We start from the raw sequence: 12,629 nt of genomic DNA on the forward strand, positions 1-12,629 counted from the left end.
GGCGACCCTAAGGGCCATACCCCCCGGGGGCAGAGGATGGCAGCCAAACTCCGGTTAGGGGCCGGCGCTAGTTTGCGACGAATCCAAGAATCAGGTCCCGTTGCTGACCGGCACGACTTATGGTTGAAGAGAGTCGGGACCTTTCGCATCGCAGGGGCACATGCCAGTCGATCATGAGTTTGGTGGCCAGCACACCGAACTAAAACTTTCGATTATCGAGAAATACCTTCGAGCGTTCTCTACGGCGCTTCAAAATAAATTCTCCGATCTTTGGTACATCGACGCCTTCGCGGGGACGGGCAAGAGAACAGTAAAAGTCGAGGCGCGTGGAGAAGATCTGTTCGATGCAGAGGTCCCAGAATCAGTGGAGCAGCGTCGCGGCTCCGCTCAGATTGCGATCGACATCCGGCCGCCCTTTCACCGGCTGATTTTTATTGAATCCAAACAGAAGTACTGCAACGCATTACGTGAACTGGCAGCTCAACATCCAGATCGTGACATCATGGTCGTCGAAGAAGACGCCAACCTTTCGATTCAAAAGGAACTCAAGGGCAGCGAGTGGAAATCCGCAAGGGCAGTCCTGTTCCTCGATCCATACGGCATGGAAGTCGACTGGGAAACGCTGGTTGCGATTGCCGCTACAAAGGCAATCGACGTTTGGTTTTTATTCTCGCTCTCCGGACTTTATCGCCAGGCGACCCGTAAAAGCGACAAGATAACAGAGGAGAAACGCGCGGCCCTTACCAAAATGTTCGGCTCTGACCAGTGGGAGAGGGAGCTTTATTCTGACAAGGGTCAAGGCGATATGTTCGGCGGTGGGCCCACACAGCGAGAGTTCGATGTCAAAGGGCTTGAGCGGTACGTGAAACGTCGACTTGAAACCCTCTTCCCCAAGGTGTTCGAGCCACTGGCGCTTCCAGTCGATAAGGCGCCTCAGCGCTTTTCGCTTTTTCTTTGTATTTCAAACGATGAACCTAAGGCCGTGGGACTCGCGACCCGGATCGCCAGTCATATACTCAAGGCAGGCAACTCATCGTAGGTGCGGCCACGCAGGAGGCGACCGGCAGCCTTTTTGTTCTTGCCACCCCACTGCTTGAAGAAAAACGCCGTACCTGATCGCCGGCAAATCGCTTCAATTTCGTCCACCCATTCAGGCTTCATCTCGCGCGAGCGTGGTCCGCTTTCACCTCCGACAATCGCCCAGTGGATATCTGTCAGGTCACCAGAAGCAACCGAACCAATTAAGGGCTCGAAGGAAACAAACCGGATTACTGCCGGCACAGCCCGGAGCGCGTCGAGCCGGCCGAGAACCCGGGCATCTTCCACGCTCGTGCCAAGCCAAACATTCGGCAAGACGGTGAAGCGGCGATCAGAAAGTACCTCCGCCATGATTTCAGGACGCTTCGTCAAAATCTGATAGGTGTGCCGCGGTGTGTCTTTCATGACTTCCCAAACCCGCAAGATGAAGGCTTTTGGGACTTTCGGATGAAACAGATCCGACATTGAATTGACGAAGACCTTCCGCGGCTTTGTCCAGGTTCTCGGCGCGCCAAGCGATTTTCGGTCGAGCCGGATATTGCCCGTCCAGACCGCTCTGCCACCGCTCTTGCGCGTGAGGCCCTCATACTTTTCAAGGCCCATCGCCTCGAGCCTAGCTGCCATGCGCATTGCGTAGCAGTTGGTGCAACCCGCAGTCAGCACAGTGCACCCGGCAACCGGATTCCAAGTCGCGTCGGTCCATTCAATGGAAGTATCGGCCATGGCGACATTGAATCAGAAGAGCACGGACCTGTGAATCAAAAACTTTGCGATCGCGGGAGAGTGCTTACGCGACGACAGGACAACCCTGATGCCGCAGCAGCCGACCCGCGCCAGCGACTATTGCCCCGCCCCCACCCCCACCGGCAACGTCACCGCCGCCAGCAGCGTCCCCAGCGCCACCGCGCCCGACACCGGGTTCACCTGCCGCTGATACTGAACCGCGAAGATGTACGCGTTCGCGCCGGTCGGCATCGCCGCGAACAGCACGACCACGCCGGCCCATTACGGTGACAGTGCACAAAACTCTCGACGCGGGGAGTGCCCCATCCGCAACGCCGCTCAAAGCCAGTTTTGTCTGCGGTCACCGTAGCTCCTCGGTTCGCAATGCGCTATCGGTAGCGAGCCAAGGACGTTCATGGACAAGCAAGCCGGGCGAAAAAGATCGTGAGTTTCTTCGAGCGTCTCAAGACAGAAGCATCCGTTGAGTGGCGGGCCTACACCGAGCATCCCTTTACGAACGGATTGGCAGACGGCTCGCTCCCCGAAGCGGCGTTTCGTCACTACCTCGTTCAAGACTACCTGTTCCTCATCGAGTTTGCTCGCGCCTACGCGCTCGCGGTCTACAAGTCGCCCAGACTTGCTGACATGCGTGAAGCAGCGGCCGGCCTTTCGGCCATCCTTGATGTCGAGATGAACCTGCATGTGAAGCTCTGCGCCGATTGGGGTCTGTCCCCGACAGACCTTGAACAGACCCCTCCGGCGGCCGAGATGCTGGCCTATACACGCTACGTGCTCGACGCGGGAATGCGCGGCGATCTGCTGGCACTCAAGGTGGCGCTTGCCCCCTGCGTGATCGGGTACGCGGAGATCGCCACACGGCTCGCCTCGCGACCCGATGCGGACGCCGCGACGAACGCCTATCGCGTCTGGATCGCCGAGTACGCCGGCGCGCCGTACCAGGAGGTCGCTGCCAAGGCGCGGGCGCACATGGAGCATCTCGCCGATCTCTACGCCACGCCGGCCCGCGAGGCAGAGCTGATTGCGATCTTCAAGGAAGCCACCCGACTCGAGGCAGACTTCTGGGAGATGGCCTGGCGCGCGGGCCAGCTTGCTCAATAGCCCTTTCGGCAGTGAGGCTCATAACCTGAAGGTTATACAATTACGATGACGATGCTCCTCGATCTGTCGGGTCGAGCTTCCGTCACGATTCCTGAAAGCCTAACAGAAACCACGTCTGTCGGCCGTCCCCGCTAGACCGCATTCATCATTTCGCGTAGTCTTTTCGCACAGCAACATGTCAGCGGAGGTCCTCCGTGGAACATCGCGGCGTCAGCTTCTCGATTGCTAGAATGCGCTATTTGCCCGGCTGGCAGTGGACGGTCGGAAAGGGCCGAACCGTGTCGGTCGGTGTCTGTGCGACGAGGGCGGATGCGATCCGCCAGGCTCAGACTTTCATTGACGCGATTATGGACTGGGCTGCTTGAGCTGATGATTCACCGGCTGGCGGCGCGCACTGACCTACCTCACCCCCGCCACCACCCACACCACCACCGGCAACGTCACCGCCGCCAGCAGCGTGCCCAGTGCCACCGCGCCCGACACCGGGTTCACCTGCCGCTGATACTGAACCGCGAAGATGTATGCGTTCGCGCCGGTCGGCATCGCCGCGAACAGCACGACCACGCCGGCCGCGGTTGGAGGCAAGCCGAGCAGCTTGGCCAGCACGAACGCCGCCGCCGGCATCGCCATCAGCTTCAGCGCGCACATCACGACGATGCCGAGCTTCTCGCCTTTGACCTCGAAGCGGAACAGGTTGATGCCGAGCGCGATCAGCGCCGCCGGCGATCCCGCCCGCGCCAGCAGCTCGATGGTCCGGTCGACGACGGGATTGAGGCCAAGGCCGGTGAAGCGCCAGACCACGCCAAAACCGATCGCCAGCATCAGCGGGTTGCGGGAGAGATCCGCGAGCACGGGCCAGATGACCGTCAGGGCCGAGCCGGTCTGCTTGCGGCCGACGAGCTCCATTTGCAGCGTGCCGCAGAGCCAGAGCAGCGGCGTGTTCACCGACAGGATAAGCGCCATCGGGCCTGCCGCCTCGTTGCCCAGCGCGGAGAGCGTCAGGGGAATGCCGAGCATCACGATGTTGCCGTAGACCGAGCCGATCGCGAACACGACGCCGTCCTCGCCGGTGTCGCGCCCCTCGCGCAGCAGCGCCGAGAGCGCCAGCGCCGCGATCCAGGTGATGGCGAGCGCGCCGTAATAGGCGCCCCACATCCGGTAGGGGCTGACGTCGGGGAATTCCGAGACGACGATGGTGCGGAACAGGAGGGCAGGGATCGCGATGCTGAAGGCGAATTCGGAGATGCCCTTGTGCGCGGTCTCGGAGACGAAGCGAAACAGCACCGCGGCATAGCCTGATGCGATCAGGGCAAACACCGGCGCGACGATCAACACGGTGGCCATGCGCCCCCTCTCCTCACGGGGATATCAGCCGACCACCCCACGCACTCTCGATGATGGCAGTATGCCCCTGTTTTGCCCGACGTGTCAAAACCGCTTCGTAAAATCCGTAGAGGTGATTTCACAAGGCATATCAAGGCCCCGGCTACTGTGCATGGGGTTGTTTTCGCAGTTCTTGTTGGACGGTCGCCGGAGCGTCACGCCAACCCCGATCTCGCCAGGTCTGCCAAGGGTTTAGCCGTGAACCTCGGAGACTCCCCGCCCACAGCTGTCGTCACCCGCGAAGGCGGGTGACCCAGTATTCCAGAGACGCCTGAAGTTTCTCGAGGGGCTGCGGCGTACTGGATCCCCCGCCTTCGCGGGGGATGACAGCTGTGTGTGAGACTCCTCGGGGGGCCCCTCGGTCTTTTGCCGCCGCTGCCCTGGCTGGGGCCGAACTCTCCGCCCTGTTGCCGAGAGCGCACACGTTCCGACCTTTCGCTCCCGCCCTCGTTGCCAACGAACGGCGGTTCACCCACACTCCGCCCCGACCAGACATTTGGGGGGATCGATGCCGGCGTTTCACTTCAGGAAGTCCGTTCTTGCTGCCATGTCGGGGCTTGCCCTGGCCGCCCTGGTCCACCCCGGCGCCGGCTTCGCCTACACGCAGGAAGAGCAGCAGGCCTGCACGCCGGATGCGATGCGGCTGTGCGGCGAGTTCGTGCCGAACGTCGATGCCATCACCGCCTGCATGATCCAGAAGAAGGCGCAGCTCTCGCCGCAATGCCGGGTGTTCTTCCGCCGGGGGCCCGAGCCGGGCGAAGCCCGCGCCGGCAAGCCGACCAGCATCGCGCCCAAGAGCGCGTCGAATACCGCGAAGAAGAGCACCAAGCCGGCGCCGAAGGCGACCAAGAAGAAATCCGAAGGCTGAGCGCGACAAGCGCGTTCCTTTCCTGAAACCCGGGCCCGGGCAAGCGTGCGAAGCGCGGCTTCGCGCCGGATGGCATCGGCCCCGCGACAGCTACCGGACTCCTTTTGTTCGCGCGCCTTGCGCGCCTGCTTGCGGCAATTACCTCCGCGCGCGATCGAAAAGAGTCGCGCCACGGTTTGCGCGGCAAGGTTGCATTCCGGCTTTTCCCGCGCTGCTGCTCAAAAAACGCTCGATTGCGCGCAGCGGAGGCGCTTCATTGCAGTTCGTGTCCTTGTCGCGCGCGGCAGTGTGACTCAAAAGCCAACACGTCTTGTTATTTCGTGGCGGCAGAGCAACTCCCGGTAAATTTTTCTTTCACGAATCAGCGTGCTGATTCATTTTCGTGGCCTGGGGTCAATCTGGAGGCCGAAGGTATGAACGTTATTGTTTTTGCATCGCGTAAAGGCGGCTCGGGCAAGAGTACCCTGGCCGCACATCTCGCCGCGCAGATCAAGGCGAGCAAACAGGTCATGCTCGTGGACGCGGATCCGCAAGGGTCGCTCACGCTGTGGCACAAGCTGCGGGGCACGAACGAACCGCCGATCAAGTCCGCCGTGAACTCCGTCAGCGGCATCGTCTCCGCTGCCAAGCGCGACGGATATGAATGGGTGTTGATCGACACGCCGCCGAACCTCTCGGCCGTCGTCGACGACGCGATCAAGAACGCCACCATGGTGGTGATTCCTGCCCGTCCCGGCGTGTTCGACGTCAACGCGGTGCAGGAAACCATCCAGATGTGCCGCGCGGCGCGCAAGCCCTATGCGGTCGTGCTCAACGGTGCGCCGGCCAAGCGCGACGAAGCCGAAAGCCCGATCGTCACCATCGCCCGCGAGGCGCTGGCGAAATTCCGTGCGCCGGTGTGGGGCGGTCAGATCACCAATCGTTCGGATTTGTTGATGGCCCTCAGCCACGGCGAAGGCGCGCGGGAGTATCAGGCCGAGAGCCGTGCGGCTCAGGAGATTGCAAGGTTGTGGGCGGCGATCGAGCGTTCGGTCAAGGCCATTCGCGGCACGGCGTCGGCATCCGGCGCAATGCACAAGCAGGCAGCGTAATTTTCATAAATCATTCCCCGGACGAAAAACGCGCGGATGTCCGCGCGTTTTGCGTTTCTAGGCCTCACCTTGTCGTTCCGGGATGGCGCGCAAGCGCCAGACCCGGAATCTCGAGATCAACGTTACGCCACCATCAGCATGTAGAACACGATGACCGGCGACAGCGTCAGGATCACCGACCAGATGCCGACGGCCCAGAGAATGTCCTCGGTGGAAAAGTTCTGCTCGGTGGTAAAGCTCTGCTGTCCGGCGCCGTAATGCGGCGCCATTTCATTCTGACTATTCACAAACGCCCCCGCGATTTCTTCGCTTATGGGCGTCACGCTACGCGCGATGGTTTAAAATTCCACGTTGCTGAGCCGCTCGCATTTTGAGCGCATTTGTGACCTCGGCTTAACCATCCGCGCGGGCTGTCGTCAGCCGACGAGCCAGACCCGAAACAGCAGCACCGGCATCAGGCCGAGCATCACCGCCCAGAACCCGAACGACGAAACCACCAGGATTCCCCGCAAAAGATCGGCGGGCGCGAACTGCTGTGCGGCCGTAGGCCGGGTGCGATGTCCCATGGTCATTCCCCCTTTTGAAGGCTTTGGAGAAAAACGATAGGCGCGAGAGCGTAAACGAGACGTGGATGCACCATGCGGCGAATGCGAAGGCGATTGGGGCGCGGTTAACCACGGTGGTCCTTCCCCTCCCCCTTGTGGGGGAGGGTGGCTCGCCGCGTAAGCGGCGAGACGGGTGAGGGGTGTCCCTCCCCACGGACAATTTGCGCGCGGAGAGAAACCCCTCATCCGGCGCTTCGCGCCACCTTCTCCCACAAGGGGAGAAGGGAGGGCAGCGTGCACGAGGTGAGATTGCGCCGTAACTAAACCCACTCGCTATATTTGCGCCTGATCTCGTCGATCCAATTCCACTCCCGCATCACGACCTCCTCGCACAGGCCGATGTCGCGGCGCAGCCAGGCCGACGCCGGATATTTGTCGGCCCATCTGTAACCCTCCGCAGATGGCAGGCGTTGCCACAGGGCCTTGAGGGCGCGGGTCCATAAACGGATTCCCATGGATCGATCTTTCCGGATTGAGTTGTTGTTGCGTGCGACGGAGAGTTGCGCTGGACACGGCGGTGCGTTCCCTCTCCCCTTGTGGGAGAGGGTGGCTCGGCCGCGTAGCGGCGAGACGGGTGAGGGGTCTCTCTCCTCACGATCAGTGTTGCGAGTGGATCGAGACCCCTCATCCGGCGCCATAGCCGAAGCCTTGCTTCGGCGTTCTCAAGAACGGCGGCCGAAGGCCGCCTATGCCACCTTCTCCCACAAGGGGAGAAGGAGGGCAGCGTGCGTGAAGAGCGTAGTGCTACGCCGCGACTTTCATTCGTCGCTCGATCTCGCGATCGATCGTGGCGGCGAGCTCGCTGCCGACTTCCACCATCGGCAGGCGCACTTCGGGGCTGTCGATCAGGCCGCTGCGCCACAGCCAGTGCTTGGCCGGCGCCGGGCTCGGCTCGGTGAACAACAGGCGCGTCAGCTCGGCGACCTCCTGCCAGCGCGCCTGCGCCGCATCGTGGTTGCCGCGCTTCAGCTCGGCATACACGGCCGCGAACGTCGCGGTCTCGACATGGGCCGAGAGCACGATGCCGCCGTCGGCGCCGTCGACGAGCGCCTCGAGGTAGTTCGCATCCTCGCCGGTGAGCACGCGAAATCCCTCGGGTCTGTCGCGCAGCAGCGCGATCGATTGCTCGCGGCTGGCGCCGCAATCCTTCAGGCCGACGATGTTGGGATGCTCGGCGAGCCGCAGCATGGTCTGGTTGGTGATGTTGACCGCGCAGCGATAGGGAATGTTGTAGAGCGCGAGCGGCCAGGCGGCGTGGTCGGCGAGCGCTTCGAAATGCGCCAGGAGCCCGCGTTGCGACGGCCGCACGTAATAGGGGCTCGCGATCAAATATCCCTCGATCGGCCAGTCCGCGGTTTCATCAAGGCGCTCCTTCAGCCGCGAAGTGTCCGCGCCCGATAAGCCGAGACAGATTGGGATGGTGCGGCGGCCGGCCGCCATCTCGTCGCGCACGATGGCGACGAGGCGCTCGAGCTCGGCGTCCCGCAGCGTCATGCCTTCACCCGAGGTCGCCCCCAGGATGAAGCCGTCGACGGCCTGTCCGCTGTAATGTCGCGTCAGCCGCCGCAGCGACGTCTCGTCGAGCTTGCCGTCGCGAAACGGCGTCACCAGTGGCAGCCAGAGTCCGTGCAAATGCGTTCGCAGGTCGGTCATGTCCAGTTCTCCTTCTCGGGAAAAAAAACCTGAGACGGAGGGCACATGAAAAAACCCCGTCCAGGTGGCGGGGTTTTCGGGATTTGCTGCGATGACGAAGCGTAGTTAGCGCGCGCAAAAATCCGAGGTCCCCGGGAGGGGGCCTTTTTTCGAGACGATTGCGCACGACTTCGTGATCATTAGGAAATGATGCGGGGTATGCCCAAAACTGTCAATACACGCGGAAAGCGAAACGGCATTTCGACGAAAAAAAGCCGGGCTCGAACGAGCCCGGCTTAAGGTATTGGCCACGTGAGGCCGACACAATCACCTTCCAAGAGGGATTACTGAACTCCCGCGCCACTGGAGGAGGGGGACAAATGCGCAACGCGAAGGCTCAGCGTGCAAACATTATGAGCTTGCCGAACGCCATGCAGCAACAGCCGAGGCCGCATGTCAGACATGCGGAAATCAGGAAGGCCAGCGCTGCGCCTTGCTCACCACGAAGTCGCGGAACACCTGCACGCGCGCGACCGTCTTCAACTCCTCGGGATAGACGAAATACGTATCAAGCTGGATCGAATCCGATTCGCCGAACAGTTGCACGAGACGGCTCTGCTCTTCGATCAGATAGTCCGGCAGCGCGGCGATGCCGAGGCCCTGCTGACAGGCGCGCACAAGGCCGAGGATGTTGTTCACCCTGAAATAGGCCTCGCGCGGACCCGAGCCGTTGCGCCCGGCTTCGACCAGCCAGTTGCGGTTCTGAAGATGCGGCGCGAAGTTGCCGTCCGCGAGCGTGATGATGCGGTGGGAGTCGAGCTCCTCCAGCGTGCGCGGCGTGCCGAAGCGCTTGATGTAGTCAGGCGAGCAATAGGCGTGGAAGCCCATCGCGAACAGCTTGCGCTGGATGAGATCCGGCTGCGTCGGCTTGCGGGTGCGGATCGCGACGTCCGCCTCGCGCATCGACAGGTCGAGCTCCTCGTCGGTGACGATCAGCGAGATCCGGATCTCTGGATAGAGCGCGGTGAATTCGCCGAGCCGCGGGATCAGCCAGTTGATGCCGACGCCGGGCGTGGTGGTGATCTTGAGATCGCCGCTCGGCCGCTCGCGGCTGTCGGTCAGTTTGGCGCGCGCCGCCTGGAGCTGCATGAACACGTCATGCGCGGTGCGGAACAAGAGGTCGCCCTGCTCGGTGAGGATCAGGCCGCGGGCGTGGCGGTGGAACAGCGAGACCGAGAGCTCCTGCTCCAGCGCCGAGACCTGGCGCGAGACCGCCGATTGCGACAGGCCGAGCTGCTCGCCCGCATGCGTGAAGCTGCCCGCTTCAGCCGCCGCGTGAAACACCTTCAGCTTGTCCCAGTCCATATCCGTAAATCCGTCGCGTGTTCGAGGCATGATCTTTATTCCGCTGCTGCACGCTCGCTGGCGCGCAGGGCCAAGAAACGTTCGGCCTCGAGCGCTGCCATGCAGCCGAGGCCTGCGGCCGTCACGGCCTGGCGATAAGTCTCGTCGGCGACGTCGCCGGCGGCGAACAGTCCGGGCACCGAGGTGGCGGTCGAGTTCGGGGCGACCTCGACATAGCCCGACGGTTTGAGCCTGACCTGGCCCTTCACGAGCTCGGTCGCCGGGGCGTGGCCGATGGCGATGAAGACGCCGTCGGCCTTCAGCTCGGTGAGCGTGCCGGTCCTGACGTTCTTGAGGCGGACATGGGTGACCTTGTTCGGGTTCTCGGTGCCGCAGATCTCGTCGACGGCTGAGTCCCAGACCACCTTGATCTTCGGGTGCTTGAACAGACGCTCCTGCAGGATGCGTTCGGCGCGGAAGTGATCGCGACGATGCACGATGGTGACCTGCGAGGCATGGTTGGTGAGGTACAGTGCTTCCTCGACCGCGGAATTGCCGCCGCCGACCACGATCACTTCCTTGCCGCGGTAGAAGAAGCCGTCGCAGGTGGCGCAGGCCGAGACGCCGCCGCCCTGGAATTTCCCCTCGGACGGCAGCCCGAGCCAGCGCGCTTGCGCGCCCGTGGCGAGGATCACGGTTTCGGCGAGATAGACGTCGCCGCTGTCGCAGGTGAGGCGGAACGGCCGCGGCCCGGTCTCCAGCTTGGTCACGAGGTCGGTGACGATCTTGGTGCCGACATGGACCGCCTGCTTCTCCATCTGCTCCATCAGCCAGGGGCCCTGGATCACGTCGGCGAAGCCCGGATAGTTCTCGACGTCGGTGGTGATGGTGAGCTGGCCGCCCGGCTGGATGCCCTGGATCAGGATCGGCTCGAGCATCGCGCGCGCAGCGTAGATCGCCGCCGTGTAGCCGGCAGGGCCGGAGCCAATAATCACGACCTTTGCATGAACAGGAGCGGACATTTCGATGGACGCCTTTCACGGGGGATTTGCAGCGCGGGCGCGGAAGGAGCCAGGAGGCCTCGCGGAAGCGCTGAAATATCAGAGCTAATCTAAGCGTTCTGGTGAGCTATGCAAGAATTGCATTCCCTGTCGGCGGATTTTTCCAACAGGGAACAAAAGTCGATTGCGCTGCACGCGCAATAAAATTGCGCAATGGGTGCGGACTGGGCTATGAGGATTGCGACAGACCCACCCGATACCGCCGCAAAGGCCAGGAGTTCCAATCACGTGTCGCGGAACCTAGACGAGATCGACCTGAAAATTCTCACCGAGATTCAGGCCGACGGTCGAATCACGAATGTTGAGCTCGCCAAGCGGGTTGGCATTTCGCCACCGCCCTGCCTGCGCCGGGTCCGGGCGCTGGAGGAGGAGGGCTATATCCACGGCTATCGCGGGCTGCTGGATGCGCGCAAGCTCGGTTTCGACGTCACGGTGTTTGCGGCCGTGCACCTGTCCAGCCAGGCCGAGGCGGATTTGCGCGCCTTCGAGGAGTTCGTCCGCGCCGAGCCCTTGGTGCGGGAATGCTGGATGCTGTCCGGCGAGGTCGATTTCATCCTGAAATGCGTCGCGCCTGACATGGCGACCTTCCAGGACTTCGTCACCCACCTCACCGCCGCGCCCCATGTCCGCAACGTGCGGACGTCGCTGGTGCTGCACAATTCGAAATACGAGGCGGCCGTGCCGCTGGACGTGAAGGGGCGGCGGTAGGGCGACGCTCTCGTGCCCCGGACGCAGCGCAGCGCTCACCCGGCGATGCGGAGCATCGTCCGGTGCGGTGCGCTGCAGGGCCGGGGCCCATCTCACCGCGATTTACCGAGTTGCTTTCTGGGTCCCGGCTCTGCGCAGCAACGCTAAGGGCGTTGCAGCGCGTCCGGGACACGAGAGAGACGGATGCTGTTGCGCCACGCACCGTCATTGCGAGCGTAGCGAAGCAATCCAGACTGTCTCCGCGGAAAGATTCTGGATTGCTTCGCTGCGCTCGCAATGACGCGTGGTGAGGGAGTGCCGCCCCCACAGCAACGCGCAGAAACAAAAAGGCCGCACGGTTGCGCGGCCTTTTCGAAACGTCAGCGGAGACAGCGGCAAATCCTTACCGCCACTCCACCTTGGTGATCTCGTACGCCTTGGCGCCGCCGGGTGCGTTGACCTCGACGGTCGAACCCTTCTTCTTGCCGATCAGCGCGCGCGCGAGCGGGGAGGTGATGGAGATGCGGCCCTTCTTGGCGTCGGCCTCGACCTCGCCGACGATCTGCCACACCGCTTTCTTCTCGGTGTCCTCGTCGACCAGCGTTACGGTGGCGCCGAACTTGATGGTGTCGCCGGACAATTTCGAGATGTCGATGATGTCGGCGCGCGCGAGCTTGTCCTCGAGTTCGGCGATTCGGCCCTCATTGTGGGACTGCTCTTCCTTCGCGGCGTGATATTCCGCGTTTTCCGACAGGTCTCCGTGCGAGCGCGCCTCCGCAATGTGCTCGATGATGCGCGGACGGTCCTCGGACTGGCGCTTCTTCAATTCTTCCCCGAGCGCGGCAAACCCGGCCGAAGTCATCGGAACCTTTTCCATCTTCTCTCTCGTCCTTCGATCGTGCGCCCCAGAACGCGACTGGGCGCCCAACCTTGATTCGTCGGTGTTTCCGAGGCCCGATACATGAGCCGCCGGACGTCGACAGATATGGGCTTGGCGCCGGAACAGAACAACCATATGGCCGGACAGTTCCTGCGGCCATTGTGGCTTGACTGCCAATCACTTAGCGGAAAGCTTAAC

The 12,629-nt window shown here is 62.5% G+C and carries 15 protein-coding genes; 5 read left to right on the forward strand and 10 right to left on the reverse strand.

Features of this window, described 5'->3' with window-relative positions:
- Positions 1 to 160 precede the first annotated feature (160 nt).
- The gene (gene tcmP, locus BM118_RS29555) at positions 161 to 1,039 is read left to right on the forward strand and encodes a three-Cys-motif partner protein TcmP (protein WP_092189925.1); all 879 of its coding nucleotides are present in this window, start codon (positions 161 to 163) and stop codon (positions 1,037 to 1,039) included.
- Here the strand turns inward: tcmP and BM118_RS29560 are convergent.
- Together BM118_RS29560 and BM118_RS40755 are read right to left on the reverse strand one after the other, a co-directional pair.
- Positions 1,009 to 1,761: a DUF5131 family protein gene (locus tag BM118_RS29560; RefSeq protein ID WP_092189927.1), complete on the reverse strand. Its 753-nt coding sequence runs from the start codon at positions 1,759 to 1,761 to the stop codon at positions 1,009 to 1,011. The two genes, tcmP and BM118_RS29560, sit on opposite strands and share 31 nt — an antisense overlap.
- Before the next feature lie 117 nt (positions 1,762 to 1,878).
- A complete protein-coding gene (locus BM118_RS40755) occupies positions 1,879 to 2,034 on the reverse strand; it encodes a hypothetical protein (RefSeq protein ID WP_244550269.1) in 156 nt (51 codons plus the stop codon).
- Between the two features lie 171 nt (positions 2,035 to 2,205).
- Here BM118_RS40755 and tenA point away from each other — a divergent pair, with 171 nt between their 5' ends.
- Positions 2,206 to 2,880, forward strand: coding sequence for a thiaminase II (gene tenA / locus BM118_RS29565; RefSeq protein WP_092189929.1), 675 nt, complete (start codon positions 2,206 to 2,208; stop codon positions 2,878 to 2,880).
- 399 nt (positions 2,881 to 3,279) lie between these two features.
- On the opposite strand, the gene BM118_RS29570 is transcribed toward tenA, so the two are convergent.
- Positions 3,280 to 4,224 (reverse strand): AEC family transporter, encoded by a 945-nt coding sequence (locus BM118_RS29570; RefSeq protein ID WP_092189931.1) that lies wholly within the window; start codon positions 4,222 to 4,224, stop codon positions 3,280 to 3,282.
- A 547-nt stretch (positions 4,225 to 4,771) separates the two neighbouring features.
- Here BM118_RS29570 and BM118_RS29575 point away from each other — a divergent pair.
- Together BM118_RS29575 and BM118_RS29580 are read left to right on the forward strand one after the other, a co-directional pair.
- Positions 4,772 to 5,131, forward strand: a complete 360-nt coding sequence (locus BM118_RS29575; protein WP_092189933.1) for a hypothetical protein — start codon at positions 4,772 to 4,774, stop codon at positions 5,129 to 5,131.
- 413 nt (positions 5,132 to 5,544) lie between these two features.
- The gene (locus BM118_RS29580; protein ID WP_027547672.1) at positions 5,545 to 6,222 is read left to right on the forward strand and encodes a ParA family protein; all 678 of its coding nucleotides are present in this window, start codon (positions 5,545 to 5,547) and stop codon (positions 6,220 to 6,222) included.
- Between the two features lie 122 nt (positions 6,223 to 6,344).
- Here the strand turns inward: BM118_RS29580 and BM118_RS29585 are convergent, their stop codons facing one another.
- The 6 genes from BM118_RS29585 to trxB form a co-directional block, all read right to left on the reverse strand.
- The gene (locus tag BM118_RS29585; RefSeq protein ID WP_177234793.1) at positions 6,345 to 6,509 is read right to left on the reverse strand and encodes a hypothetical protein; all 165 of its coding nucleotides are present in this window, start codon (positions 6,507 to 6,509) and stop codon (positions 6,345 to 6,347) included.
- Positions 6,510 to 6,638: 129 nt separating this feature from the next.
- Positions 6,639 to 6,788, reverse strand: coding sequence for a hypothetical protein (locus BM118_RS41815; RefSeq protein ID WP_177234813.1), 150 nt, complete (start codon positions 6,786 to 6,788; stop codon positions 6,639 to 6,641).
- Positions 6,789 to 7,087: 299 nt separating this feature from the next.
- Complete coding sequence (locus tag BM118_RS29590; protein WP_092189937.1) at positions 7,088 to 7,282, reverse strand: hypothetical protein; 195 nt, start codon at positions 7,280 to 7,282, stop codon at positions 7,088 to 7,090.
- Positions 7,283 to 7,571: 289 nt separating this feature from the next.
- The gene (locus tag BM118_RS29595) at positions 7,572 to 8,480 is read right to left on the reverse strand and encodes a 4-hydroxy-tetrahydrodipicolinate synthase family protein (RefSeq protein ID WP_177234814.1); all 909 of its coding nucleotides are present in this window, start codon (positions 8,478 to 8,480) and stop codon (positions 7,572 to 7,574) included.
- Positions 8,481 to 8,930: 450 nt separating this feature from the next.
- Positions 8,931 to 9,854, reverse strand: a complete 924-nt coding sequence (locus BM118_RS29600) for a LysR family transcriptional regulator (RefSeq protein WP_177234815.1) — start codon at positions 9,852 to 9,854, stop codon at positions 8,931 to 8,933.
- Positions 9,855 to 9,859: 5 nt separating this feature from the next.
- Positions 9,860 to 10,825, reverse strand: a complete 966-nt coding sequence (gene trxB / locus BM118_RS29605; protein WP_092189943.1) for a thioredoxin-disulfide reductase — start codon at positions 10,823 to 10,825, stop codon at positions 9,860 to 9,862.
- A gap of 267 nt (positions 10,826 to 11,092) precedes the next feature.
- On the opposite strand from trxB, the gene BM118_RS29610 reads away from it, so the two are divergent.
- Positions 11,093 to 11,572: an Lrp/AsnC family transcriptional regulator gene (locus tag BM118_RS29610; protein ID WP_027547667.1), complete on the forward strand. Its 480-nt coding sequence runs from the start codon at positions 11,093 to 11,095 to the stop codon at positions 11,570 to 11,572.
- Positions 11,573 to 11,954: 382 nt separating this feature from the next.
- On the opposite strand, the gene greA is transcribed toward BM118_RS29610, so the two are convergent.
- Positions 11,955 to 12,428, reverse strand: a complete 474-nt coding sequence (gene greA / locus BM118_RS29615; RefSeq protein ID WP_011090113.1) for a transcription elongation factor GreA — start codon at positions 12,426 to 12,428, stop codon at positions 11,955 to 11,957.
- Between the last annotated feature and the right edge of the window lie 201 nt (positions 12,429 to 12,629).

Source organism: Bradyrhizobium sp. cf659, assembly GCF_900113725.1.
In the GTDB taxonomy this organism is placed as follows: Bacteria; Pseudomonadota; Alphaproteobacteria; order Rhizobiales; family Xanthobacteraceae; genus Bradyrhizobium.